The organism is Pseudomonas rustica, from assembly GCF_018336155.1.
Lineage (GTDB): Bacteria > Pseudomonadota > Gammaproteobacteria > Pseudomonadales > Pseudomonadaceae > Aquipseudomonas > Aquipseudomonas rustica.
This window is the reverse complement of the sequence record NZ_JAGYHF010000005.1, coordinates 1-26,664: the sequence shown is the minus strand read 5'-3', so window position 1 is coordinate 26,664 and position 26,664 is coordinate 1. Positions and strand designations below refer to the sequence as shown.

Here is a 26,664-nt window from a genome sequence, read left to right as displayed (position 1 = left end):
CGATGAATCAGGTGTGCCGAATGCGCTGGTTTTACGACTGCTCCGCAGCCGAACGGGGATCAATCCCCTCACCACAAAAGCTCTACCAATCATGCGAAACGGTTTACAGGTCGGGCCAGGCCAAGGTTCTGGCGTAACGTCCGACCCTCGTATTCCGATCTGAACAACCCACGCCGTTGCAGTTCCGGCACCACGCCGTTGGCGAAGTCTTCGAGCCCGCCCGGCAGGTGCGGCACCAGCACGTTGAAGCCGTCCGCCGCGCCCTGTTCGAACCATTCCTGCAAACGATCTGCAATCTGCTCAGGCGTACCGACCAGGCTGTAATGCCCGCGCCCGCCGGCAATCTTGCGCCCCAATTCGGCAAGGGTCAGGTTCTCCCGCCCCGCCAATTCCGTCAGCAATTTCTGCCGGCTCTGCTGGCCGCTTTCGGTCAGTGGCAACGCCGGTAACGGCCCGTCCAGCGGGTACTTCGACAAATCGAAGTTGCCCAGCATACGCCCAAGTAAAGCCACGCCAACCTCGGGTTCGACTAATTGCTGAAACGTTTCACATTTTTCCTGCGCTTCGGCTTCGGTGCGGCCAACCACGACAAAAACCCCGGGCATGATTTTCAGCGAATCGGCGCTGCGACCGTACTTGGGCAGACGTCCCTTGAGGTCGGCGTAAAACGCTTGAGCGTTGGCCAATGAAGTCTGCGCGGTAAACACCACCTCAGCCGTTTGCGCCGCCAACTCGCGTCCGGTTTCGGAGGATCCCGCCTGCACGATCACCGGTTGCCCCTGCGGCGAGCGTGCAACATTCAGCGGCCCTTTGACCCGAAAGTGCTCACCCACATGATCCAGCACGTGCAACTTCGCAGGCTCGTAATACACCCCGCTAGCCTTGTCGCGCACAAACGCATCGTCCTCCCAACTGTCCCAAAGCCCGGTGACCACCTGATGAAATTCGCGCGCACGGCTGTAGCGTTCGGCATGGCCGATATGCTCATCACGACCAAAATTCAGCGCCTCGGCAGCATTGTCCGAGGTCACCAGATTCCACCCCGCTCGGCCGCCTGATAAGTGATCTAGCGAGGCGAATTTGCGCGCCACGTGATACGGCTCGTTGTAACTGGTGGTCGCCGTCGCAATCAGACCGATGTGCTCGGTCACCGCACTCAGCGCCGAGAGCAATGTCAGCGGCTCAAAGTGATCAGAGCGCGCCATGCGACTGGCGATGTCCTGGGTCGGCGCGGCGACACTGTCAGCGACAAATAACGCATCGAATTTCGCTGCCTCGGCAATTTGCGCCAGCCGCTTGTAATGGACGAAATCCAGACCTGCATTCGCCGGCACATCAGGATGCCGCCACGCCGCGACGTGGTGCCCGGTGGCCATCAGAAATGCGCCAAGTTTCAACTGTCTGCTCATCTCAGAAATCCTTGCGCAGTTGCACGCCGAAGTAGCGTTCGTCGTCGCGTGGCACGGCGCGGTAGATGTAGTTGCCACCGCTGGCGAGCACCGGCGAGTAAGACTTGTCAGTGAGGTTTTTGCCGAGCAGCGCAATGCGCCAGCCATTGCTGTAATCGGCGAGTGCGACGCTGGCGTTCCAGATGCCGTAGGCGCCCTGTTTGGTGTCGACGTTCTGGCTGATGTCGTACTGCACTTCGCTCTGCCAGCTGTAGTCGGTGCCGAGTTCGATATCCAGGCCGTTATCCAGCGGAATCGTGTAGTCGGCACGCACGTAGCTTTTCCAGTCAGGGCTGAATGGCAGCGGTTTGCCGTTGACGTTGCAGGACGCCGCCGCGCCCGCCGGGCAGGCGAATTCGTCGATGCGTGCACGGGTGTAGGCCAGTGCGCCGGACAGTTTCAGTTGCTGAGTCGCTTGCAGGGCGTAATCGAGTTCAACGCCCTCGGTGCTGACGCTGCCGGCGTTGATCAGACGCGTCACCACTTGCCCGGCGACGGTGTCGAAAAAGTTCGCCTGATAGTTGTCGTACTCGCTGTGGAACACCGCAACGTTGGTGGTCAGGCGGTTGTTCCACGACGTGGCTTTGATGCCCGCCTCCCAAGTGTTGGAGGTTTCCGGCTTCAGCGCTTCGGTGTCGCGCGGCTGCATGTTGAAGAACACGTTGTAGGCCGGGCCTTTGTAGCCGCGCGAGTAGGTCAGGTACGTGGTGACGGCGTCGCTCAAGTCGTACTGCACACCGAGGCGACCGGACCAGCCATCTTCGTCGACGGAACCCGAGCTGCTGGTCGCCGGTTGGATACCGCTGACGGTGGTGGCCGACGTCGACACGCGGCGGTGATCGTATTCGAGATCATCGTGGGTGTAGCGCAGGCCGGCGATGCCGCGAAAGTCCGAAGTGAAGTTCAGCGTGCTCTCGCCAAACACGGCGTAACTGTCGCTGGTGGTGCTGTAATCGGCGACACCACGGTCGGTGCGCGTGGTGGTCGTCAGGGTGCGCTGATAGGTTTCTTCGTCCTTGCCGTGCATGTAGAACAGACCGCCGACGTACTCGAGGAATTCGCCTTTCGGTGAGGCCAGGCGCAGCTCTTGCGAGTATTGATCGAAGGCCAGATCACCCTTGTCTGCGGTGCCGGGAAACGCTGCGGTCACCGTGCCGAGACGGTCGCCGTCCTGATATTGGGTGTTGTCCCAGCCGCGCCACGCGGTGATCGACGTCAGCGTGTAATCGCCCAGTTGCCAGTCGAGCTGGCCGGACAAACCTTTGTTGATGTCTTCAACGTGAGAGCGAGTGTCGGTGTTGATGTCGCGGTTGTGGCTGGAGGCGTACGCCGGGCTCAGCGCATTGGCGAAGGCCGGGGTCAGCGACTTGCTGACTACACCGTTGGGGCCGTCGTCGTGGGACTGCATGTAGTCGGCGATCAGGGTGAAAGTGACGTCGTCATTCGGCGTGAATTCGAGTTTGCCGCGCACGCCGCGATGGTTGTAGCCGTTGACCTCCTGACCATTATGTTGGTTGTCGACGTTGCCATCGTAGGTGCCGAACAGCGTGCTGATCGAGCCCTTCAACGTCTCAGGAATCAGGCTGCCGCCGAGGCCGAATCGGGTGCGGCTTTCGTTGCCGCTGTAGTACGACTGATCGATATAGCCGTGGGTCTCGGCGGTCGGTGCCTTGCTGGTGATGTTGAGCACGCCAGCCGAGGCGTTCTTGCCGAACAGGGTGCCTTGCGGGCCGCGCAAAACCTCGACGCGCTCGAGATCGAGCAGGTCCAGGGTCGCCTGTCCCGGACGCGCATACACCACACCATCAATCACCGTCGCCACGGTCGGCTCGACGCCCGGCGAGGTGGAAATCGTGCCGACGCCGCGCACGAATAACGAGGTGTCCTTGTTCGATGCGCCGGTGCGGAAATTCAGCGATGGCACTTGCTGAACAATGCTCGCCACGCCGTTGCGGTTATCGCGTTCGAGCTGCTCGCCGTCGATTACCGAAACCGCGACCGGCACTTTTTGCAGTGACTCTTCGCGGCGGGTCGCGGTGACGGTGACCGACTTCAGCGTCGGCTCCTGATCGCTGCTGTCAGCAGCGCGAATCGACTGCGCCAGTTTGTGTGTCGCCCCAGGAATGTTGTGCATGTTCTGCCCGCTCGAAATTGGCCCTGATCCGCTGCCGTTCTGCGACGACAGCGCCTGAATCGGTGTCTTGGGCATTCGCTCGAGCGAGTAGCAGACAACGCGCTTTGTTAGCGCTAACATCGGCAATATTGGCCATCCGCACATAGACCGTCCAATACTGAAAAATTAGTTTTATATGCGATTTGGTTTTTAACAAGGATCGAACCATGAGCGAAGAAAAGCCGCGCAAACGCCGTGGCGCCGGACGTGTGACCCTGAATGCGGTGGCGCGCGAGGCCGGGGTTTCGGCGATCACCGTGTCGCGCTACTTCAATCAGCCCGAACAAGTGTCGCCTGAACGCCGCGAGCGGATCGCGGCAGTGGTGGCTGATTTGGGTTATGTACCGAATCTGGTAGCCGGCGGGCTGGCCTCGGCGCGGGGGAAAATCGTCGGCATGGTCATTCCGAACATTTCCGGGCCGATCTTCGCCAACACCATTCAGGGCTTCAGCGATACGCTCAGCCGTCACGGTTATCAGCTGTTGCTGGCATCGAGTTACTTCAGCACCGAGCAGGAAGAAAACGCCGTGCGCGCGTTTCTCGGCTGGTCGCCGGCGGCACTGGTGCTGACCAGTCACTTTCACAGCGCGGGTACGGAAAAAATGATCGCCGAGGCGGATATTCCGGTGATCGAAACCTGGGATTACCAGCCGGAACGTGAGCCGATGCAGATCGGTTTTTCGCATTTCGACGTAGGCGTGACGGCGGCGAATTATCTGCTGGGAAAAGGTTATCGACGCATTGCGTTCGTGCAGAACAGCGCGCCGGGCGACTTCAGTGCCCTGGAACGCCGCGACGGTTACGCGGCGACCTTGCGAGAGGCCGGCTTGGAGCCGTGGGTCTTTGCCCCCGACGCTGATCGCACGCCCTTCGAAGCCGGCAAACAGGCGATGGACGCCCTGATGAACGTCTCACCGCGCCCCGACGCGATCATCTTCGCCAACGACAACCTCGCCGCCGGCGGCCTCCTCGCCGGGCAACGCGCCGGTTTGAAAATCCCCGAAGACTGCGCCGTTCTCGGCTTCGGTGATTACCCGTTCGCCGAGATGCTGCTGCCGAGCCTGAGCACGATCAAACCGCCGGCGCTGGAGATCGGTGTGCTGGCGGCGACACGCGTGCTGGAAAGTCTTGGTGTGTTGCCGAGCGAGGAAGTGCAACGGCTGAATCTGCTGCAGTGCCAAGTCATCGAACGGGAAAGCACCTGACTTCGTTATACCGACAATTCGCGCAAGGCGGCTGCCGCGAGGAAACCGGAGCGGGAGCGATAGCGCTGGTCTCGCCGCACAGTCTGGTCAATACGCTCAAGCAGCTGTTCAGGCAGCGTGGCATTAAACCGCACTGACTTACCGAAATACGGGGTGATATCAAAATCGACCACACCCCAGATCCCTCCCGCGTAATCCGGGTTATCGAGATGAGCATCAATATCCCGCACTTGCGGCAACGGCGCGGCGTCGGCGACCAACCCCTCATAGTGAAGCGCCAACGCTTCCTGAGTATTCTCAAACGCCTCGGCGACCGTAGTTCCCGCAGAGAAGCAGCCAGGTACATCCGGGATGATCACGCCGTAGTCTGAGTCGGCATCCTTGTGCAGAACGACCGGGAATTTCATGTGAGTGAGTCCTTCCTCTGACAGGTCAATAAACGCCTTCGTTTCCCATAGCACACCTCATTTCAAGCCCGTCTGTTTGAGGATGCTGTTGACCGTACCTATGGGCAGTTCCGAGTCAGCGTGCTTGATCGTCACCCGTCCCTGCTTAAACGCATGCTTGTATTGGTGGTGACTGCCTTTCACCGCCACCAGATACCAACCATCGTCCTCGATCATCCTGATCATTTCCCGACTGCGCATTCCCTTTGCCCTGTTCGACCGCTGGAGCTGTTTACTCTAGGGGACGCTAGCGCCTGTAATACACACAATACACATCAAGATAAATATTAGCTCACGGAACGGACGCTCGGTTAAGGGCCAGTTCAACGGCAGGCGCGAGCCAGCGAACACCACACCTCGTGAGCCGTGCACATCTGGATGAGTCGCGAAATGTGTGCCGATGGAGAGGACCGGTGTTTTAGTGGTGTGGGCCGGATTGTCTATGCTCTAAAGGACACCGAGGTGACCCTATCGCGAGCAGGCTCACTCCTACAGGAGCTGCGTTGTACATAAAATTCATGTCCAACCACGCTCCACTGTAGGAGTGAGCCTGCTCGCGATAGCGGTCTTTCAGGCAATACACATCCACCAGGCAGAACCCGCCATGCACACCGCCATCATCATCTTCTTCGGCCTGGTTCTGCTCGCCCTGATGCTCTACATCGCCGAACGCATCGGTTTCAGTCGCCAGACCATGGCCTACAGCTTCGCCGCCCTGTGGCTGGCGTTGACGGTGATTAACGGCGCGGTGGGTGTGGTGCATGCGAAGCAACCGCTGGGTTCGGAAATAGCGATTGGCAGTGCGGTATTTGGCGTGCCGATGGCGGCGATGGTGTTGTTCATGGTGTTTTCCGAAGCGCAGTAAGCGCTTCCACCCACCTGTTACTTCTTACAGTATTCAAAATATTCAAACGCCCTCACTCTGTGAGTAACACGTACGAGGGATCGTAATGTTCGCCGCCACCTCCCACAACACCGCGACGCCCAAGCTGTCCGTGATGGACTCACAAGGCCTGGCCGTGCGAGTCGTCGATTATTGTCGTCAACGAGCCGAGCAAATCATCGAATCGCGAATCGATCGGCAAGTCTCCGACCCGGCACGGCGGATGATCGCCCAATGGGATCCCCGACTCTGGGGTTCTGCGGCCAAACCCAATATCGCTACATTCTTTTCCTTGTCCGCGAAGACATTATTAGGCGAAAGCGTCGATAGTGGCTGGGCCTTGAATTTGTTCAATGCCTCGGGTTATCCGCTGTCACATTGGGACAGTCGCGGTAGCCAGAGTCACGCTGAGTTGGACCCACTTCAACGCCCGGTCGCCGTGACCCAATATCTGTACGCTCAGCCGCCGCAAGTTGTGGAACGACTAACGTATGGCGATGCCTGCGCAAGCGATAACCTGCGCGGGCGACTTGTGCGCCATGACCATCCGGCAGGAACCTTGCAACACTGCGCCTTCACGGTGACGGGCCAGTCGCTGATTGAGCAAACCCGGTTTCTGATCGATCTGACTACGCCGGATTGGCCGATGGAAATGGCGGCACGGGAGGTGCAACTGGAAAGTGAGGCCTTCACTACCTGTCACAGTTACAACGCCGTAGGAGATGTGATCGATCAAACCGACGCGATGGGTAACCGGAAGCTGTTCGCCTACACCCGGGCCGGCGAGCAAAAAGAAGCACGGCTGAAACTTGCATCCGTCGAAAATAAATCCGTTCTGCTGGTCAGCGACATTGGCTACAACGCCTCGGGTCAGGTCACGCATGAAACCGCCGGCAACGGCGCAAAAACCAGCCACGAATATTCGCTCGAGGACGGCCGCCCGATTCGATTATGTGTCCGCGATCCCGCCGGAATAACCCTGCAAGACCTCAACTTTGTCTACGACCCTGTGGGCAATATCCTCAGCATCGACGACAAATCCAGGCTCACGGGCTACTTCAAAAACCGACGAAGCGAGCCGATCAATCGCTATCGATATGACAGCCTCTACCAACTGGTCGAAGCCACAGGGCGGGAAGTCAGCCAACCGGATCACGGCCCGTCATTGCCGGTATGGCGATCGCCAGCGATCGATCCAAACCAATTACTGCCGTACACACAGACTTTCGAGTACGACATGGCCGGCAACCTGATTGCCAGACATCACAGCGGCGCCGAAACATTTACGATGTTCACGGCCCTCGACAGTAATCGCAGCGTGCCGCGAAAAGAGGATTTGACCGACGCCTTCGATGCCAATGGCAATCAACTGGAACTGCAACGCGGACAGCGGATGAGTTGGGATGCGCGCAATCAATTGAGCCTGATCACGATGGTCAAACGCGAGCACGGGGCTGACGATGACGAGCGCTACATTTACGACAACCCCGGCAGCCGAGCCCGCAAGGTAAGCATGCTGCAGACCGGTACTCGCAGCTTGCGCAGTGAAACCCGCTACCTGCCAGGACTTGAGATTCACCGCCACACGGCAACGGGTGAAGATCGGCATGTGATCAACATTAAGGCGGGGGCATGTCAGGTGCGAGCGTTGCATTGGGTCGCAGGACGTCCGGCGCAGATCGCCAATGATCAACTGCGTTACAGCGTGAAGGATCATCTTGGCTCGGTATCGCTGGAGCTGGATGATCAGGCGCAACTCTTGAGCCAGGAAGGTTATTACCCTTGCGGAGGGACGGCATGGTGGGCGGGGGCGAGCGCTGTTGAGGTCAAGTACAAGACCCTTCGATACTCAGGCAAAGAGCGGGATGCAACGGGATTGTATTTTTATGGGTTTAGATATTACGCGCCGTGGTTGCAGCGGTGGATAAGTCCGGATCCGGCGGGGGCCATTGACGGTACTAATCAGTATTTGATGGTCAGCAACAATCCTGTGAACAGGACTGACAGTGAAGGTCTGGTGGGTGAGAAAACGACAAATCTGACGATAGAAAGATTGAAAGCATGGGAAAACCTGCCACCCAATTTGATGTTGGTTCACACCTTGGTTGATAAAACGCATGGACGCGACAGCGAGTTGTTGCGCCGAAACGCCGACGAGGTTATGTCAAGCTGGGACGCCATCAGCACATCGCTTATAAATCTGAACGACAGGAAAACCAAACGGGTAAAAACAGTAGCTTTGCAAAAAGCCTTTAAAATTGATCCGCTGAAAGTACACGATACTTACAGTGTCTCAGAGAGAATAACCTTGAGGGAAATCGCTTTAAAACTAACGGTCAAACCTTCCAACATCATCTTGTTATCAGCTGCCGATTTGGGTTTTCGCAATCATATCGGTACCAAGCGGGATCCTGTCTACGGGCGATATCATTGGAGAGCTGGCGCGCTGGCAGAGCACGTGAATGAACAGCTAAACCAGCCCGGCGAGAGCCTTTCTCCCAAAAGAATATTAAGCCCCTCGGAGCTTATCAAAGCGCAACACGACGATCTTGCACTCGATCCTCTTGATCCTCTTGACTCTCCCCACAACGAAGTAATCATTACCGGCCGAAAAGACGTATCAATACATACGAATTACCCGGCATCCAAACCCGTCACTGTAGAAAAAATCTTCGTGCTTCCAAACGATCCTGTTTTACAACGCGCAGGGGACGGGCAACTTGTTCCCGTACTGCCATCCTACCTTCAGAAAGCGGTAGACCAACTCAAAAAATTGAATCCCGGAATACCCGTCGAAATTCGATAACCCCCTCACCCTCGCAAGGGGGCATCGACACAACTCCTACCTGACCAAATGCAAAAACTGCATATGCCGTTCGTACTGATCGAGGATGTCGTTGATGATCTGTTCTTTGGTGTAGCCGACCAGATCGTAGTCCTGACTGCCCTCGCTCAAATGCACTTCGGCGCGGTAGTAGCGGCGATTGTTGAGCTGCTTCGAGCCCATCCCGCCACGCGCAAAGGACGGCGTGAAGTAGCCGCGCATCTGCACCTGATAGATGAATGGATGCGCATCGCCATGGCCGATTTCGAGGCTGACGCTGTCATTTGCCGGATCCGGCTGGGTGACCACGTTCAGGCCTTTCTCGACGAACACCGCCGTCACTTCTTCAATCGCCGGGCGCACCGTGGTGTCCATGAAGCGGTACACCTCGTCGCGTGATGGGAAGTGCACGGCCTGACTCAGACGCTGTCGCCAGCCGCCCGTGCCACGCCGCGAACCGGAGACCGGTGCCAGCGAATGCAACTGCGCGATCTGCTTCTGCGACTCGAGATAGAACGCCTTGTGCAGGCCCCACATCATCAACAACAGAATCAGCGAGAACGGCAACGAGGTCAGCACCACCGCTGACTTCAGCGCATCGATGCTGCCGGAGAACAGCAGCGCACTGGTGATCAGTGCAGTCATCGCGCCCCAGAACACTCGCAGCCATTTCGGCCCGTCTTCGTCCGGGCTACCGCCCTTGGCCGACAAAGTCGAGAGCACCACGGTGCCGGAATCGGCAGAGGTGACGAAGAACACGAAGCTGATAAACACCGTCACGGCGATGACGGTTTTGCTCCATGGATAGGTTTCCAGCAGCAGGTAAATACTCATCGACGGGTTGTCTAGAGCCGACATGCCCAGCGCACTCATGCCGTGGTTGAGCACCTGATCGATGGCGCTGTTGCCGAAGATCGACATCCACGCGAGGGTGAAACCGAGCGGAATCAACAGCACACCGAAGACGAATTCGCGGATGGTGCGGCCACGGGAAATCCGTGCGATGAACAGACCCACGAACGGCGACCATGCGATCCACCAGGCCCAGTAGAACACCGTCCAGCCGCCGAGCCAGTCGCTCGTTTTGTCGTAGGCGTAGAGGTCGAAACTCTTCATCGGCAAGGCGCCGAGGTAGTCGCCGATGTTCTGGATCAAAGTGTTGAGCAGATGCTGGGTAGGCCCGGCGAACAACACAAACAGCAGCAGCGCACAGGCCAGCAGCATGTTGATATCGGACATCACCCGCACGCCTTTATCGACGCCGGAGACCGCAACAATGATCGCCGCGCCCATCATCAGCGTGATCAGGCCGACCTGAATCCACTGGGTGTGCGCGATGCCGAACAGGTAGTCGAGACCGGAGTTGAGGTGCAGCACGCCGAAGCCCATGTCGGCACCGAGGCCGAACACCGTGGCGATGATGCCGAAGCCATCGACCGCGTAACCGATCGGGCCGTTGATGCGTTTGCCGATCAGCGGATACAGCGCCGAGCGCAGCGCCAGCGGCAGGTTGTGGCGGTAAGCGAAATAGGCCAACGCCATGCCGACGAAGGCGAACACGCCCCAGCCATGCAGGCCCCAGTGCAGAAACAGAATCTGCATCGCCTGACGCGCCGCATCCGCGGTGCCCGCCTCGCCTTGCGGCGGCTGGAGCATGTGGGTCAGCGGTTCGGACACGCAAAAGAAGAACAGCGTGATGCTGATCCCGGCGGCGAACAGCATGCCGGCCCAGGACAGGTAACTGAATTCGGGCTCGTCGTGGTCGGCACCGAGTTTTATCTTGCCGTAGCCGGATAAGGCGGTGACCACCACGAAGACCAGATACAGGGTCATCGCGAGCATGTAGTACCAGCCGACCGTATTGGCCGCCCAGTTTTGCGCTTCCAGTAACCAGGCGCCTGCCTGCTCCGGCATGGCAATGACCACGAGACCAAACAGCAGAATGACCGTCGCGGCGAAGTAGAACACCGGCGGATTCATGCGCACCAGACCGCTGGCGGGGGTAGACGATGCACTCATGAAACGTGCACCTCGAGGGGTTTAGACGTGGCTGAAATGATCGGACTCAGCAAAGGCAAGCCTCCTGTTGTGAGCGGGCAGCGAACCACCGGTTTAACTTGAATGAACGTTCAAGTTAAACATGGATGGGGGGGTAAGGACTAATCGTACGGCTAGGCGGTAGTTTTCCTACGCTAGCTCAAGGATGGGTATGACGCGGGTTTGAGGGGATTCGTTCAACGACAACAGGACTCATGCACAAACCTGTAGGAGCTGCCGAAGGCTGCGATCTTTTGATGTGATTTTTGTAGATCAAAAGATCGCAGCCTGCGGCAGCTCCTACATGGGATTTGCTGCTTGGCCTACTTCTGCGTGCCGTCATCGTGCTGCAAGTTGGCCTGGGTCAGATTGCACCCCGCCGGCACACTGCGCGTCAGCCACACATTGCCGCCAATGGTCGACCCCTTACCGATGGTGATGCGTCCGAGAATCGTCGCCCCGGCGTAAATCACCACATCATCTTCAACAATCGGATGACGCGGATGGCCCTTCTGCAACTGCCCATCCTCATCCGCCGGAAAGCGCTTCGCCCCCAACGTTACCGCCTGATAAATCCGCACACGCTCGCCAATGATCGCGGTCTCGCCGATCACCACGCCCGTGCCATGATCGATAAAGAAGCTACGGCCAATCTGCGCGCCCGGATGGATATCAATCCCGGTCGCTGAATGGGCGATTTCCGCGCTGATCCGCGCCAGCAACGGCAGCCCCGCGCGATACAAATGGTGCGCCAGACGATGGTGAATCACCGCCAGAATCCCCGGATAGCACAGCAACACCTCATCAACGCTGCGCGCCGCCGGATCACCGTGGTAGGCCGCGAGCACATCGGTATCGAGCAGCGTGCGCAAGCCCGGCAAGGCCAGGGCAAAGTCCTGAATAATCTCAATCGCACGGGCCTCGACTTCGGTATCGGCCTGCGCGCTGTGGCGGGCGACATAACGCAGCTCCAGGCGCGTTTGCGCCAGCAAGGCATTCAGCGCGACATCAAGGGTATGACCGACGTAGAAATCCTCACTCTCTTCGCGCAGATCCACCGGCCCCAGACGCATCGGGAACAACGCGCCGCACAGCGCTTCGAGAATCTCCGCCATCGCCGCCCGCGACGGCAACTCGCGACCACCCTGCTCGCCGGACGCCCGGCCGTTCTGTGCCCGCCACTGATCCCGCGCGCTGCGCAGTTGACTGACGATGGTCTGCAATTGCCAATGGCTGGAACGCTCGCTCACGGTAAAGACTCCTCACGGGCGGCCGGACTGTCTGGCCGCGTCAACGGCGACTACTTTACGGCATGCTCGCGAGGGCGAATTAAGAACCGATAGTGCTGGGCTCAGTTCATTTGGCTATAAGCGATTCGCGGTTGCCCCTGCAAAAACCCGTGCCTATAGTCCTTTCATCTTTCTCCGCCAGTACGGACTCATGATCAAGAATCAGCTGGAACGCTTTAACCGCCTCGACCTGCTCGGCCATCCAACGCCGCTGGAAAAACTCGAACGCCTGTCCGCATGGCTCGGTCGCGAGGTGTACATCAAGCGCGATGACCTGACGCCGCTGGCCATGGGCGGCAACAAACTGCGCAAACTCGAATACCTCGCCGCTGATGCCTTGGCGCAAGGCGCCGACACGCTGATCACTGCCGGCGCGCTGCAATCGAACCACGTCCGCCAGACCGCCGCGCTGGCCGCCAAACTCGGTCTCGGTTGTGTGGCATTGCTGGAAAATCCGCTGGGCACCGACGACAGCAACTACACCGGCAACGGCAACCGACTGCTGCTGGATCTGTTCGACACCAAGGTCGAACTGGTCGACAACCTCGACAACGCGGATGAACAACTTGCCGCCCTCGCCTTGCGTTTACGCAGTAACGGCAAGAAGCCGTATCTGGTGCCGATTGGCGGTTCGAACGCACTCGGTGCGCTGGGTTATGTGCGCGCCGGTCTGGAGCTGACCGAGCAAATCAAAGACACCGGCCTGAATTTCGCCGCCGTGGTGTTGGCCTCGGGCAGCGCCGGCACGCACAGTGGTCTGGCCTTGGCGTTGAGCGAAGTGTTGCCGCAATTGCCGGTGATCGGCGTGACGGTTTCGCGCAGTGAAGAAGATCAGCGGCCGAAGGTTCAGGGGCTGGCCGAGCGTACGGCGGAGCTGCTCGGCGTCAAATTGCCGGAGAGTTTCAAAGTCGAATTGTGGGACGAATACTTCGGCCCGCGCTATGGCGAGCCGAATGCCGGGACGTTGGCGGCGGTGAAGTTGCTGGCGAGTCAGGAGGCGGTGTTGCTGGATCCGGTTTATACCGGCAAGGCGATGGCGGGGTTGCTGGATGGTATTGGTCGTCAGCGCTTTGATGAAGGCCCGATCATTTTCCTGCACACCGGCGGCGCGCCGGCGTTGTTTGCCTATAGGGATTTTCTGTAACGAGATCGTTCCCCACGCTCTGCGTGGGAATGCAACCTGGGACGCTCCGCGTCCCTTTTAAAGCCGGAACGCGGAGCGTCCCTAGAGCCGTTCCCACGCAGAGCGTGGGAACGATCAATATTCAAATAAGATCTAACAAATTAGATATTAAGTATTTTCAAGTCTAACGCAGACATCTTATAGTCTCGCCGCAGGCGAATTTCGCGCAAGACGCATAAGCTGCTTTAGGGCACGATAACGCAGGCGCACGAATCACGAATTCGCCAACTTTCCTTTAGCGTCTTCCATAAGAAAACACAGGGGCTCGTCATGAATTTTTCCGCACTACGTCGCAATCTGCTGGTGGGTTCACTGGGTCTGGCGCTGAGCGCCGGTCTGATCAGCCAGGCAGTGGCCGGTGAGCAGCTGCAACAGATCAAGGACAAAGGCGTTATCAACGTCGGCCTGGAAGGCACGTACCCTCCGTTCAGCTTCGTCGATGCCGACGGCAAACTGTCCGGTTTCGAAGTCGAGCTCTCGGAAGCGATCGCGCAAAAACTCGGCGTCAAAGCGAAGATCCAGCCGACCAAATGGGACGGCATCCTTGCGGCGCTGGAATCCAAGCGTCTCGACGTTGTGGTCAACCAAGTGACCATCTCCGACGAGCGCAAAAAGAAGTATGACTTCTCCGAGCCGTACACCGTTTCCGGTATTCAGGCGCTGGTGCTGAAGAGCAAAGAGTCCGCACTGAACATCAAGACCGCCGCTGACCTGTCCGGCAAGAAAGTCGGTGTGGGCCTGGGCACCAACTACGAACAATGGGTTCGCGCCAACGTGCCGGGCGCTGACGTGCGCACTTACGATGATGATCCGACCAAGTTCGCCGACCTCAACAACGGTCGCACCGACGCCATTCTGATCGACCGTCTGGCCGCGCTGGAATACGCCAAGAAAGCCCCGAAAACCGTCGCCGCCGGTGAAGCCTTCTCCCGTCAGGAAGCCGGTGTTGCCCTGCGCAAAGGTGAGCCGGAACTGCTGGCTGCCGTGAACAAGGCCATCGACGAACTGCGTGCTGACGGCACGTTGAAGAAGCTGTCCGAGAAGTACTTCAACGCAGACGTCACTAAATAATGGAAGTTGGATTTCAATTCGAAGCGCACTTCCCGCAGTTGAGCCAGCAACTCGCCGAGACATCGGCGCTGTTGCTGGACTCCGCGCCCTTTCTGCTCAAGGGCGCGTACTACACGGTCGTCCTCAGCCTCGGCGGGATGTTCTTCGGCTTGCTGCTGGGCTTCGGCCTGGCGTTGATGCGCCTGTCGCGCTTCAAATCAGTGAGCTGGCTGGCGCGCGTGTATGTGTCGTTCTTTCGCGGGACGCCGCTGCTGGTGCAGTTGTTCGTGATCTATTACGGCTTCCCGCAACTGGGAATCGAACTGGATCCGTTACCCGCAGCGCTGATCGGCTTCTCGCTGAACATGGCCGCGTACGCCTGTGAAATTCTGCGCGCCGCGATCGGTTCGATCGAACGTGGCCAGTGGGAAGCTGCCGCGAGCATCGGCATGACCCGCGCGCAAACCTTGCGTCGGGCCATCCTGCCGCAAGCAATGCGCACGGCGTTGCCGCCGCTGGGCAACAGCTTCATCTCGCTGGTCAAGGACACGGCACTGGCCGCCACCATTCAGGTGCCGGAGCTGTTCCGTCAGGCGCAACTGATTACCGCCCGGACTTTCGAAGTCTTCACCATGTATCTTGCCGCCGCGCTGATCTACTGGATTCTGGCCACGGTGCTTTCGCACTTCCAGAACAAGTTGGAAGAGCGGGTCAATCGGCACGACCAGGAGTCCTGACGATGATTGTCGTGGAAAAACTGACCAAGCAATTCAAGGGTCAGGTCGTGCTCAACGGCATCGACCTCGAGGTCAAGGAAGGCGAAGTCGTCGCGATCATCGGCCCCAGCGGTTCGGGGAAAACGACGTTCCTGCGCTGCCTGAATTTCCTTGAACAGCCCACCAGCGGCCGGATCAAGGTCGGCGATATCGAAATCGATACCAGCCGCCCGTTGAACCAGCAGCAGGGTCTGGTGCGCAATTTGCGCCAGCACGTGGGTTTCGTCTTTCAGAACTTCAATCTGTTCCCGCACCGCACCGCGCTGGAAAATGTCATCGAAGGCCCGGTTGTGGTCAAGAAGATGCCACGCGACGCCGCCATTGCCCTGGGCAAAAAGCTGATGGCCAAGGTCGGTCTGGCGGGCAAAGAGGACGCTTATCCGCGTCGTCTGTCTGGTGGTCAGCAACAGCGTGTGGCGATTGCCCGGGCGCTGGCGATGGAGCCGGAAGTGATCCTGTTCGACGAGCCGACTTCAGCCCTCGATCCGGAACTGGTGGGTGAAGTGCTGGCGACCATTCGTGGTCTCGCCGAAGAGAAACGCACCATGGTTATCGTGACTCACGAAATGGGTTTTGCCCGCGACGTGGCCAACCGAGTGGTGTTTTTCGACAAAGGCGTGATCGTCGAACAAGGCGAAGCCAAAGCGTTGTTTGCCAACCCGAAAGAAGAGCGCACCAAACAGTTTCTCAGCAAGTTTCTGAATCACGCCTGAGTCTGTTCAATGCGTTAAACGATAACTTCCACGGATGGAAGTTAGGCTTATCCCGTCGAATAAACTTCCTGCAATAACAAACCCCCTGAATGCAGTGCACTTATATGTTCTGCAACAGACACATATCAATAGAAAACCCTGATCAAACCATGATTGGGTTCAAACAGTCTCGCCCTCGAAACCGGCAAAACGCCCGAATAATCGTGGTCTCATTCGCCAATCCTCCTAGGCAGAATGCCTCGCAAGCGTAGGAAGGTTCTGATTAATTCGTAATTCACGGATTAGCTTAACGCCTCTATTGACTCCACTTCCCGCACGCTCTTATCTAGTCGCCAACCGACGTTTATTAGTTCAATCAACCAGCATTCTGACGCAACAGAAGTTCGCTGTTGTATTGCCTGGCAATTCACGCCTTTTGTTTTTCAGAAACGGACTTCGCTGCAAGGCTTCAAGGAGAGAAACCGATGACTCGCACTTCGAACACCCCCGAACTGGCGGCGCCGATCCTCGCGTCCGCGCAAAAAACCGGCATCAACCTGTCTGCGGCTGCACACCTGCTGATCGAGGTGGCGCCCTACCCCGGCATGGACGCCGGCGATCTGATCGAACTGTTCTGGAATCGCTGCTACGTCGCCTCCCATGTACTCACCCGCGACGAGGTGGGCGAGGCCGTCAGTCTGCGTGTGCCGGAGAGTTTTATCGTCGACGGTACGGCGAGCATTCATTACCGGCTCATGCAGGTTGGCCAAGGCCCGGCGCTGTCAGCGGCGACGCGGGTGCAGGTCAAACTCGATTGCCCGGGCGGCCAGCCCCCAGCGCTGTCTGGGGACGAAAACCAGCAATTGGCACCCGTCACTCTGCCCGACACTATTCGCCGTCAGGGCGTGAATCCGAACCAGATCAAACGCGGTGTGCCGCTGACCATCGAGCCTTACGTGAACATGGCCGAGGACGACGAAATCACCTTGCGCTGGGGCGATGTGCGCATGGATCTGCCGGCAGTCACGGCGGCCGATGTCGGGCGGGCGATTCAGGTGTGGGTGCCGCCGGCGGTGATTGTCGAAGCGGGCGAGGATTTGCGGCTGGACGTGACGTACTGCGTGATTGATCGGGTGGGCAATAACTCGCGCTGGGCGCCGCCACGGACATTGAAGATTGGATGCGCGAATCCTTATCTGAAAGTGCCGCTGAAGGCCGAACTCAAGGCCGCCGAATCCCGCAAATATTGACTTCACTCCCCTGTGGCGAGGGGATTTATCCCCGCTCGGCTGCGAAGCAGTCGTAAACCCATAACACGCGGTGTGTCTGATGCACCGCGTTGTCTGATTTTGGGGCCGCTTCGCAGCCCAACGGGGATAAATCCCCTCGCCACAGGGATCGCATTGGCGCTTACAAATTTTGTTAACCAACCCGACCATCACCCCTTCTATACATATTCCTAAAAGTTAGTTTATTTAATATTTATACGCGCTTAGGGTATATGAACCGGACCACCGGACATTCTTTCGTTCGCCGCACTTTTGCGGCGTTTTTCATAAGATGTGAGGTAGGTAGTATGGTCCGGAACACAATCACCCCAGTGCAGATCGCCAGGGCATTGCGTGCAGCCAAGGAGCGGCACTGATGTCCAGTCTGGCAGACGCAAACGTCCAGTCGGATCTGGACATCGCCCCGTTGTTGTTGCCCGCGCAGGTTTTGCGCAACGACGCACAAGCCATCAAGGCCGCCCATGAGCTGGCGCAAGTTGCCCGCCTGCAAGCCGCCAAACGCGACCGTCAGCGCAAGTTGCCGTGGTCGGAAATCGAGCAGTTCACCCGCAGTGGTTTAGGCAGCATCGCCATCCCGCGCGAATACGGTGGCCCGCAGGTTTCATTCGTCACCCTGGCCGAGGTGTTCGCGATCATTTCTGCCGCCGACCCGGCGCTGGGACAGATTCCGCAGAACCAGTTCGGCATCATCAATCTGGTGCTCGGCAGCGCCACCGAAGCGCAGAAAAAACAGCTGTTCCAGAGCGTTCTGGAAGGCTGGCGGATCGGCAATGCCGGCCCGGAACGCGGCACCAAAAACACCCTGGAATTGAAAGCGCGGATCACCGCCGACGGCGACGATTACGTGATCAATGGCCAGAAGTTTTACTCCACCGGCGCACTGTTCGCGCACTGGGTCGCAGTCAAAGCGCTCAACGATGACGGCAAGCAAGTGCTGGCCTTCGTTCGTCGTGGCACCCCGGGTTTGCGCATCGTCGATGACTGGTCGGGTTTCGGTCAGCGCACCACCGCCAGCGGCACGATTTTGCTGAACAACGTTCGCGTCGAATCGAGCCTGGTCGTCGACAACTGGAAGATTAACGAAACCCCCAACACCCAAGGCGCGGTGTCGCAGTTGATTCAAGCGGCGATCGACGCCGGTATCGCCCGTGGCGCCATCGACGACGCTATCGATTTCGTCAAAACCCGTGCACGGCCATGGATCGATGCCAAGGTCGAGCGGGCCAGTGATGACCTCTATGTGATCGCCGACATCGGCAAACTGAAAATCGAACTGCACGCCGCCGAAGCGCTGTTGCGCAAGGCCGGCAAAGTCCTTGATCAGGTGCACGCCGCGCCGCTCACCGCCGAATCCGCCGCGCGCGCTTCGATTGCCGTGGCCGAAGCGAAAGTGCTGACCACCGAGATCTCCCTGCAAGCCAGCGAAAAGCTGTTCGAACTCGCGGGCAGCCGCGCGACCCTCGCCGAATTCAACCTCGACCGTCACTGGCGCAACGCCCGCGTGCACACGCTGCACGACCCGGTGCGCTGGAAATATCACGCGGTCGGCGCCTATCGCCTCAACGGTACTTTGCCTGCTCGCCATTCCTGGATCTGACGACCGCACACTTTCTCAAGTGCAATGGAGAAACCTATGACTTTTTCCCACCACGTCGCGGTCATCACCAGCGATGAACAAGCCCTGATCGTCGCCAGCGACCTGGCCGAAGATTTCAAACGCGACAGCGCCGTGCGCGACCGTGAACGTCGCTTGCCACTGCCGGAGCTCGACGTGTTTTCCCGCTCGGGTCTGTGGGGTATCAGCGTGCCGAAGGAATACGGCGGCGCTGGCGTGTCCAACGTCACCCTGGCGAAAGTCATCGCCCTGATCGCTCAGGCTGACGGCTCGCTCGGGCAGATTCCACAGAACCATTTTTATGCACTGGAAGTGCTGCGGGTAAACGGCAGCCACGCGCAAAAACAACAGCTGTACGCCGAAGTACTCGCCGGCCAGCGCTTCGGTAATGCACTGGCGGAACTGGGCACCAAAACCGCTCACGACCGCGTCACCAGCCTCAAACGCGACGGCGACGGTTATCGCATCAACGGCCGCAAGTTCTATGCGACCGGCGCGATTTACGCGCAGCGCATCCCGACCTCGGTCGTCGATGAAAACGGTGTGCAGCAACTGGCGTTCGTCCCGCGTGACAGCAAAGGGCTGAGCGTGATCGACGACTGGAGCGGCTTCGGCCAGCGCACCACCGGCAGCGGTTCGGTGGTGTTTGAAGACGTCTACGTCGCCGCTGAAGACGTGATCCCATTTCAAAGCGCGTTCGAACGCCCGACCACGGTTGGCCCGTTGGCACAGATCCTTCACGCCGCCATCGACACCGGCATCGCCCGCGCCGCGTACGAAGACGCGCTGCACTTTGTGCGCAGCAAAACCCGGCCATGGATCGATTCCGGCAACGACAAAGCCACCGAAGATCCGTTGACGCTGAAAAGCTTCGGCCACTTGAGCATTCGTCTGCACGCCACCGAAGCCTTGCTCGAACGCGCCGGCGAATTTCTCGACGCCGCACAAGCCGAGAGCAATGCCGAAACCGTCGCTGCGGCATCGATTGCTGTCGCCGAAGCCCGCGCGATCAGCACTGAAATTTCCCTAGCCGCCGGCAGCACATTGTTCGAACTGGCCGGCAGCCAGGCCACGCTGATCGAGCACGGCCTCGACCGCCATTGGCGCAACGCCCGCGTGCACACCCTGCACGATCCGGTGCGCTGGAAATATCACGCCGTCGGCAACTATTACCTCAACGATGAAAACCCTCCACTGCGAGGGACGATCTGATGAGCGCTGCGAAAAAGAAGATCCTGCTCAACGCGTTCAACATGAACTGCATCGGCCACATCAACCACGGCTTGTGGACGCACCCGCGCGACACCTCGACGCGCTACAACACCATTGAGTACTGGACGGAACTGGCGCAATTGCTGGAGCGCGGCCTGTTCGATGGTTTGTTCATTGCTGACATCGTTGGCGTGTACGACGTCTATCAGAACTCGGTCGATGTGCCGCTGAAAGAGTCGATCCAGTTGCCGGTCAACGACCCGCTGCTGCTGGTTTCAGCCATGGCCGCCGTGACCAAGAACCTCGGCTTCGGTCTCACCGCGAACCTCACCTACGAGCCGCCCTATCTGTTCGCCCGACGCATGTCGACGCTTGATCATTTGAGTCGCGGCCGTGTCGGCTGGAACATCGTCACCGGCTACCTCGACAGCGCTGCCAAAGCCATGGGCCTCAGCGAACAAGTCGAGCATGACCGTCGTTACGATCAGGCCGACGAGTATCTGGAAGTGCTCTACAAACTCTGGGAAGGCAGCTGGGAAAACGGCGCGGTGCTCAACGATCGCGAGCAGCGGATTTACGCGCAGCCGGAGAAAGTGCACAAGGTCGAGCACAAGGGCGAGTTCTATCAGGTCGAGGGTTATCACCTCTGCGAGCCGTCACCGCAGCGCACGCCGGTGTTGTTTCAGGCCGGCAGCTCCGATCGCGGTTTGCTCTTTGCCGGGCGTCATGCCGAGTGCGTGTTCATCAGCGGCCAGAACAAACCGTCGACCAAGGTTCAGGTCGACAAGGTGCGCGCCAGTGCCGTTGAAGCCGGGCGTAACCCTGAGGACATCAAGGTGTTCATGGGCCTCAACGTGATCGTCGGCGCGACCGAAGAAGCCGCGTGGGCCAAGCATGCCGAGTACCTGAGTTACGCGAGTGCCGAGGCCGGTGTGGCGCATTTTTCCGCGTCGACCGGCATCGACTTTTCTCAGTACGAAATCGACGAACCGATCCAGTACGTGAAGAGCAACGCCATTCAATCGGCGACGAAAAACCTGCAGAACAACGATTGGACGCGACGCAAATTGCTCGACCAGCACGCCCTCGGTGGCCGCTACATCACCGTGGTCGGTTCGCCTGAGCAAGTCGCGGATGAGCTGGAATCGTGGATCGCTGAGACCGGCCTGGATGGTTTCAACCTGACGCGGATTGTCACGCCGGAAAGCTATGTCGATTTTATTGATCTGGTGATTCCCGAGTTGCAGCGGCGTGGGTCGTACAAGACCGCGTACGACAGCGGCAGCTTGCGCGAGAAGCTGTTTCACGGCGAGGCGCAGCTACCTGAGCAACACACCGGATCTTCGTACCGGCATTAAAAGCTTCGCGAGCAAGCTTTGCTCCTACTAGGCACCACGATCCCTGTAGGAGCTGAGCTTGCTCGCGAAGAGGCCCGACCAGACACCAAAAATCTATGCACTGACTGGAAAAACCATCATGACCAAAAAACTCCTGTCCCACCCAGTCAAAGCACTGGCCCTGGCCCTCGGCCTGTTCAGCTCGACACTCTTCGCCGCCGACGCCCCGCTAAAAGTCGGCACCACCGCAGCCTTCGCCATCCCGCTGGAAGCCGCCGTCGAAGAAGCCTCTAAACAAGGCCTCAAAGTCGAGCTGGTCGAGTTCACTGACTGGATCGCACCCAACGTCAGCCTCGCCGCCGGCGACATCGACGTGAACTACTTCCAGCACATCCCGTTCCTCGAAAACGCCAAGGCCGCCGCCGGTTTTGACCTGGTGCCGTTCGCCCCGGGGATCATCAACAACGTCGGCCTCTACTCGAAAAAATACAAAAGCTTCGATGAGCTTCCAGAAGGCGCCAGCGTTGCCATCGCCAACGATCCGATCAACAGCGGTCGCGGTTTGCAGCTGCTGGCCAAGGCCGGTTTGATCACCCTGAAACCCGGCGTCGGCTACAAGGCCACCGAAGACGACATCGTCGCCAACCCGAAGAAAATCAAAATCCTGCAAGTCGAAGCGGTGCAACTGGTGCGCGCTTATGACGACGCCGATCTGGTGCAGGGCTACCCGGCCTACATTCGTTTAGCGAAGACTTTCGATGCCGGTTCGGCACTGCTGTTCGACGGCCTCGACCACAAGGAATACGTGATCCAGTTCGTCATCCAGCCGAAGAGCAAAACCGACCCGCGCCTGATCAAATTCGTCGACATCTACCAGCATTCGCCAGCCGTTCGCGCGGCGCTGGATAAGGCCCACGGCAAGCTGTATCAAGTCGGTTGGGAAAGCTGAGCATGACGGCCGCGATCCAACGGCGACTGGAAATTCCAGAGCCACACAATGCTGAAAAAACCGAACTGCATCCGGAACTGAATCGCGCTCATGTGCGCTTCATCGGTCTGGGCAAAACCTACAACGGTCGACAAGGCCCGGTCGCCGCGTTGCAGGGCATCGATCTGGCGATTCAGCGCGGTGAAGTGTTCGGCATCATCGGTCGCAGCGGCGCCGGCAAGTCGTCGCTGATCCGCACCATCAATCGTCTGGAACAACCAACGTCGGGGCGCGTGTTGATCGATCAGGTCGACATCGGCGAGTTCGATGAAGACCGCCTCGTAGCATTGCGCCGAAGGATTGGCATGATCTTCCAGCACTTCAATCTGATGTCGGCCAAGACCGTTTGGCAGAACGTCGAACTGCCGCTGAAAGTGGCGGGCGTGCCGAAAGAGCAGCGCGAGAAAAAGGTGCGCGAATTGCTCGAACTGGTCGGCCTGCAAGAAAAGCACAAGGCCTATCCGGCGCAGCTTTCCGGTGGCCAGAAACAGCGCGTCGGCATCGCCCGCGCGCTGGTGCATGACCCGGATATTTTGCTCTGCGACGAGGCGACTTCGGCGCTCGATCCGGAGACCACGCAATCGATCCTCGGCCTGCTGCGCGAGATCAACCAACGCCTGGGCCTGACCATCGTGCTGATCACTCACGAGATGGCAGTCATCCGCGAAATTTGCGACCGCGTCGTCGTGCTTGAACACGGCCGCGTCGTCGAGCAAGGCCCGGTGTGGGAAGTGTTCGGCAATCCGCAACACGAGGTCAGCCAGACCTTGCTCGCGCCGCTGCAACACGCCTTGCCGGAAGAATTGCAGAGCCGTTTGCACCGGCAAGCGCCTTCCCCCGACGCAGCGGTGGCGCTGCGTTTGCAGTTCACCGGCAGTGCCAGCGACGAACCGGATCTGGCGGCACTTTTTACAGCCCTCGGTGGCCGGGTAAAGCTGCTGCAGGGCGGCGTCGAACGGATTCAGGGGCATGCACTGGGGCAACTGTTATTGGCCGTCAGCGGCTCAGCGTTCAGCGCCGAACAATTGCGCGAACGCGCCGCGCCGTGGGCGCAACGAGTGGAGGTGTTGGGTTATGTGGTTTGATCGCTTGTTGCAGGGGTTTATCGACACGTTCCTGATGGTCGGCGTGTCATCGCTGATCGCGCTGCTGGTGGGGATTCCCATGGCGGTGATTCTGGTCACCAGCGACAAGGGCGGCATCTACGAAGCACCGCTGTTGAACCGTGCGTTGGGCGCGTTCGTGAACCTGTTCCGCTCAATCCCGTTTCTGATTCTGATGGTCGCGCTGATTCCGTTTACCCGGTTGATTGTCGGCACTACGTACGGAGTCTGGGCGGCGGTTGTGCCGCTGACGATTGCGGCGACGCCGTTCTTTGCGCGGATTGCTGAAGTGAGTTTGCGTGAGGTTGATCATGGTTTGATCGAAGCCGCGCAGGCGATGGGGTGCCGGCGTTGGCACATTGTCTGGCATGTGCTGTTGCCTGAGGCGCTGCCGGGGATTGTCGGTGGGTTCACGATTACACTGGTGACGATGATCAACTCATCGGCGATGGCCGGGGCGATTGGTGCGGGCGGGTTGGGGGATATCGCTTATCGCTACGGGTATCAGCGGTTTGATAGCCAGATCATGCTGACGGTGATTGTGTTGCTGGTGGCGTTGGTGGCGGTGATTCAGTTGGGTGGGGATCGGTTGGCTCGGGGGTTGAATAAGCGGTGAGTTCAAGAAAATTGTGGGGTGAACAACAATAACGGGGGGTAACCCCCTCGTACTCCGCATGTGTTATCTACGTAATCATGACCTCATTTCAAATTAAAAAAATTTCGACTTTCTCACGCAACCAAACATTTAGTTGACGTTCCTATTCATTGCGACTCGAGATTTATTTCTTACTGCAATATAAAAACTGGGAAATTCAGCATGCGCAACAAAAGTCCTTTCGATACTTACAGCCTCCATGTCCAAAGCCATTAAAATTCGCGCCGTATTTTTTCCGTTCGGCGTTGTGAAAAAAGCATCTTTCAGCTCATCACTGCCACTTGCAAAATCACGAGTTGCAGCCAATGTATCTTTATTCTTTACTTCGTTTCGAACAATCACAGACGGATACTTCGTTACCCCCATAATCGCCGCCTGAACCAACTGCACATCACTCGCAAAAAATTTTTCTGTTTTGCTTTCTTTGTAATTCCCCCTGAAAACCCATTTCCCCGATGAATAATACTCATTGATAAATTCATCCTTGGCGACAACCCCTCCACCAGCGGGCAAGATCATCCTGCTGGAACTGATCATTATACTGCTCAGTTTCTGATGATCCAAAACCTCATTTAAATGCGTTATGCGGGCGATATTTTTCTGAAAATACTCCGACACACGATCTAAAAATGTCTCGCCTCTGTACTCAACATTGTCTTCACCGACACTATCAGAATGAGTATCCGGAAAATTGTTAGAAATTTCACGACTGACATCCTCAAGCGCTACTTGCTCGCTAGTCAATGCTTTCTCCGGAAGAACCGGAAGGAGGCCAGAGTTCTCTCGCAGCGAAATGGGAGAATTCCTGAGTGCACGAAACACATTGAGACCATCAATAACTCCAGCCGGATCGGTATTAACCCAGCGCTGCAACCACGGCGCATAATACCGATATCCATAATAGTAAAGCCCCGTGGCATCCCGTTCTTTACCTGAATAGCGAATCGTCTTGTACTTCGCCGTCAATGCACTTTTACCCGCCCAACACGCTGTACCACCAAAAGCGTAGAAATACTCCTGGCTCAATATCCCCGCACTCTCATCCAACTCCATCGAGCTGGAACCAAGATGATCACCGAGGCTGTAACGCCATTGATCGCTTTCAGCACTTGCGGGCCAATGCAGTAATCGCACGTGGTTCCGCCCGGCGTCGACACTGACTACATGCCGCTCGACACCGTCGACTTCGCAATGAATCTCAAGACCCGGCAGATAACGCACTTCTGTTGTCAGGGTTTGCCCGGATGCCCGACTGATTTGCGTCTTACGCAACCGATGCCCCGGCCGATCGTAGACATAACTCTCACAGTCATCCGCCTCAGCCCCACGCCGCACCAGCGTCACCCGACTCAACTCATTGCGCACATTCCACGCCATGGCCTGCCCACGCTGCAATTCCAGCTGATTACCCGCCGCATCAAATCCAAGCGATATCTGCGCCTCTCCCGGCAGGGATCCATTATCAAGCTGCGCCAGACTCCGATTGCTGCGCGCAGAAGTGAACATCGAAAACCCAGGCGCGCCACTGTGATGCCGTGTGATCAGGTTGCCTGCCGCGTCATAAGTAAACGTCTGCGTGTAATTGCGCCGTTGCGCGGGATCCAGCGGCACTGGCAGCAAATCGGGTAGCGCCGGGCCATGGCTCGGTTTGCTGACCTCCCAACCTTTGGCTTCGACCAATTGGTACAGGCTGTCGTAGCGATAACGGCTGACGTGGTCGATGCGCTGGCCGTTGAAGTGACTGGCGATTTGGCACTTGTCTTCGAGCTCGACAATGTTGCCCACTGGATCGTAGGCGTAATTCAAATCTTGCAAAGGCTGTTGCCCTACGACACCCGCGAAAAGCCTCAGCAGGCGACCATCCTCAGGGCTGTAATCCGCACTTGAGACTACGCCGTTGCCGGCCGTTTCACTTTCGATCTGATCTTGTGCGTTGTAACGAATTTCGCTGACAAGACACTGTGGATGCTGACCTTCACCGGATTGCAAAAGCCATGTCGCAGAGGATTTTCCCGCCACGTTGAAATGGAAAATTTGTGTATTACGCGCTGCATCGATCTGACGCTGCACCTCGCCCGTTGGATAGAAAGCGTATCGGGTGACGTAGGCTTTTTCTTCGAGAAGTTTGTCTCGGGCGTCCAGTAGACGCGGCCAGTCCGGCGCATCCAGCTCAATGAGAAAACGTCGAGACTCCTCCAGCACTGCACCCGACAAACCATAATCGCCGAGGAGCTGGCCACCGCCCGGGTCGTCATGCCGGATCAGTTGCCCACACTGATTGTGCTGGGCGAAACTCTCCGTGGCATCGGCATAAGTCCAGCGCTCAACCACCTGAGGCTGCTCACCAAAGGCCTGCTCCGTCAGTGCTACCGGACGCTGCAATTCATCAAACTCACGATGACATTGGCTACCCCGCTCATCCCAGAAGGAACGCTGCGAACCTGCGTCATTGCACAGAT

21 protein-coding genes are annotated in these 26,664 nt (G+C 58.2%); 14 read left to right on the top strand and 7 right to left on the bottom strand.

All coding sequences use genetic code 11. From position 1 onward, the window contains the following. Window positions 1–89: 89 nt before the first annotated feature. Together KFS80_RS10415 and KFS80_RS10410 are read right to left on the bottom strand one after the other, a co-directional pair. On the bottom strand, window positions 90–1,409 hold the full coding sequence (locus KFS80_RS10415; RefSeq protein WP_212544753.1) for an LLM class flavin-dependent oxidoreductase: 1,320 nt from the start codon (window positions 1,407–1,409) through the stop codon (window positions 90–92). 1 nt (window position 1,410) lies between these two features. Beyond that, on the bottom strand, window positions 1,411–3,582 hold the full coding sequence (locus KFS80_RS10410) for a TonB-dependent receptor (RefSeq protein ID WP_212544969.1): 2,172 nt from the start codon (window positions 3,580–3,582) through the stop codon (window positions 1,411–1,413). 206 nt (window positions 3,583–3,788) lie between these two features. On the opposite strand from KFS80_RS10410, the gene KFS80_RS10405 reads away from it, so the two are divergent. After that, window positions 3,789–4,826, top strand: coding sequence for a LacI family DNA-binding transcriptional regulator (locus KFS80_RS10405; RefSeq protein WP_212544752.1), 1,038 nt, complete (start codon window positions 3,789–3,791; stop codon window positions 4,824–4,826). Window positions 4,827–4,831: 5 nt separating this feature from the next. On the opposite strand, the gene KFS80_RS10400 is transcribed toward KFS80_RS10405, so the two are convergent. Beyond that, window positions 4,832–5,233 carry a type II toxin-antitoxin system HicB family antitoxin gene (locus KFS80_RS10400; protein WP_212544751.1) on the bottom strand — a complete coding sequence of 134 codons (402 nt, stop codon included), beginning with the start codon at window positions 5,231–5,233 and terminating at the stop codon, window positions 4,832–4,834. A gap of 57 nt (window positions 5,234–5,290) precedes the next feature. Continuing rightward, window positions 5,291–5,473, bottom strand: coding sequence for a type II toxin-antitoxin system HicA family toxin (locus KFS80_RS10395; protein ID WP_159811995.1), 183 nt, complete (start codon window positions 5,471–5,473; stop codon window positions 5,291–5,293). A 403-nt stretch (window positions 5,474–5,876) separates the two neighbouring features. On the opposite strand from KFS80_RS10395, the gene KFS80_RS10390 reads away from it, so the two are divergent. After that, window positions 5,877–6,137: a hypothetical protein gene (locus KFS80_RS10390; protein WP_212544750.1), complete on the top strand. Its 261-nt coding sequence runs from the start codon at window positions 5,877–5,879 to the stop codon at window positions 6,135–6,137. Window positions 6,138–6,222: 85 nt separating this feature from the next. Continuing rightward, window positions 6,223–8,961 carry an RHS repeat domain-containing protein gene (locus KFS80_RS10385; protein ID WP_212544749.1) on the top strand — a complete coding sequence of 913 codons (2,739 nt, stop codon included), beginning with the start codon at window positions 6,223–6,225 and terminating at the stop codon, window positions 8,959–8,961. Between the two features lie 36 nt (window positions 8,962–8,997). On the opposite strand, the gene betT is transcribed toward KFS80_RS10385, so the two are convergent. Continuing rightward, window positions 8,998–10,959 carry a choline BCCT transporter BetT gene (gene betT / locus KFS80_RS10380; RefSeq protein WP_212544968.1) on the bottom strand — a complete coding sequence of 654 codons (1,962 nt, stop codon included), beginning with the start codon at window positions 10,957–10,959 and terminating at the stop codon, window positions 8,998–9,000. Between the two features lie 380 nt (window positions 10,960–11,339). After that, a complete protein-coding gene (epsC, locus tag KFS80_RS10375; RefSeq protein WP_053116516.1) occupies window positions 11,340–12,266 on the bottom strand; it encodes a serine O-acetyltransferase EpsC in 927 nt (308 codons plus the stop codon). A gap of 190 nt (window positions 12,267–12,456) precedes the next feature. On the opposite strand from epsC, the gene KFS80_RS10370 reads away from it, so the two are divergent. The 11 genes from KFS80_RS10370 to KFS80_RS10320 all read left to right on the top strand — a co-directional run bounded on the left by KFS80_RS10370 (window position 12,457) and on the right by KFS80_RS10320 (window position 24,166). After that, complete coding sequence (locus KFS80_RS10370) at window positions 12,457–13,449, top strand: D-cysteine desulfhydrase (RefSeq protein WP_212544748.1); 993 nt, start codon at window positions 12,457–12,459, stop codon at window positions 13,447–13,449. 309 nt (window positions 13,450–13,758) lie between these two features. Continuing rightward, complete coding sequence (tcyJ, locus tag KFS80_RS10365; RefSeq protein WP_053116513.1) at window positions 13,759–14,559, top strand: cystine ABC transporter substrate-binding protein; 801 nt, start codon at window positions 13,759–13,761, stop codon at window positions 14,557–14,559. Then, window positions 14,559–15,275 (top strand): cystine ABC transporter permease, encoded by a 717-nt coding sequence (gene tcyL, locus KFS80_RS10360; protein ID WP_008083614.1) that lies wholly within the window; start codon window positions 14,559–14,561, stop codon window positions 15,273–15,275. Before tcyJ ends, tcyL begins: the two co-directional genes overlap by 1 nt. 2 nt (window positions 15,276–15,277) lie before the next feature. Further along, window positions 15,278–16,027, top strand: a complete 750-nt coding sequence (tcyN, locus tag KFS80_RS10355) for an L-cystine ABC transporter ATP-binding protein TcyN (RefSeq protein WP_053116512.1) — start codon at window positions 15,278–15,280, stop codon at window positions 16,025–16,027. A gap of 464 nt (window positions 16,028–16,491) precedes the next feature. Next, window positions 16,492–17,256, top strand: a complete 765-nt coding sequence (locus tag KFS80_RS10350; RefSeq protein WP_212544747.1) for a hypothetical protein — start codon at window positions 16,492–16,494, stop codon at window positions 17,254–17,256. A 394-nt stretch (window positions 17,257–17,650) separates the two neighbouring features. Next, complete coding sequence (locus KFS80_RS10345; RefSeq protein WP_212544746.1) at window positions 17,651–18,892, top strand: SfnB family sulfur acquisition oxidoreductase; 1,242 nt, start codon at window positions 17,651–17,653, stop codon at window positions 18,890–18,892. 36 nt (window positions 18,893–18,928) lie between these two features. Further along, window positions 18,929–20,122, top strand: coding sequence for an SfnB family sulfur acquisition oxidoreductase (locus KFS80_RS10340; RefSeq protein ID WP_212544745.1), 1,194 nt, complete (start codon window positions 18,929–18,931; stop codon window positions 20,120–20,122). Further along, the gene (locus tag KFS80_RS10335; RefSeq protein WP_212544744.1) at window positions 20,122–21,480 is read left to right on the top strand and encodes an LLM class flavin-dependent oxidoreductase; all 1,359 of its coding nucleotides are present in this window, start codon (window positions 20,122–20,124) and stop codon (window positions 21,478–21,480) included. The genes KFS80_RS10340 and KFS80_RS10335 overlap by 1 nt, the downstream gene beginning before the upstream one ends. Before the next feature lie 118 nt (window positions 21,481–21,598). Beyond that, window positions 21,599–22,408, top strand: a complete 810-nt coding sequence (locus KFS80_RS10330; RefSeq protein ID WP_212544743.1) for a MetQ/NlpA family ABC transporter substrate-binding protein — start codon at window positions 21,599–21,601, stop codon at window positions 22,406–22,408. A 2-nt stretch (window positions 22,409–22,410) separates the two neighbouring features. Continuing rightward, window positions 22,411–23,532, top strand: a complete 1,122-nt coding sequence (locus KFS80_RS10325; protein WP_212544742.1) for a methionine ABC transporter ATP-binding protein — start codon at window positions 22,411–22,413, stop codon at window positions 23,530–23,532. Next, entirely contained in the window at window positions 23,522–24,166 is a 645-nt protein-coding gene (locus tag KFS80_RS10320) for a methionine ABC transporter permease (RefSeq protein WP_039756400.1), read from the top strand. The genes KFS80_RS10325 and KFS80_RS10320 overlap by 11 nt, the downstream gene beginning before the upstream one ends. Before the next feature lie 129 nt (window positions 24,167–24,295). On the opposite strand, the gene KFS80_RS10315 is transcribed toward KFS80_RS10320, so the two are convergent. Next, the coding region (locus tag KFS80_RS10315; protein WP_212544741.1) for an RHS repeat domain-containing protein at window positions 24,296–26,664 on the bottom strand (2,369 nt) is incomplete at its 5' end.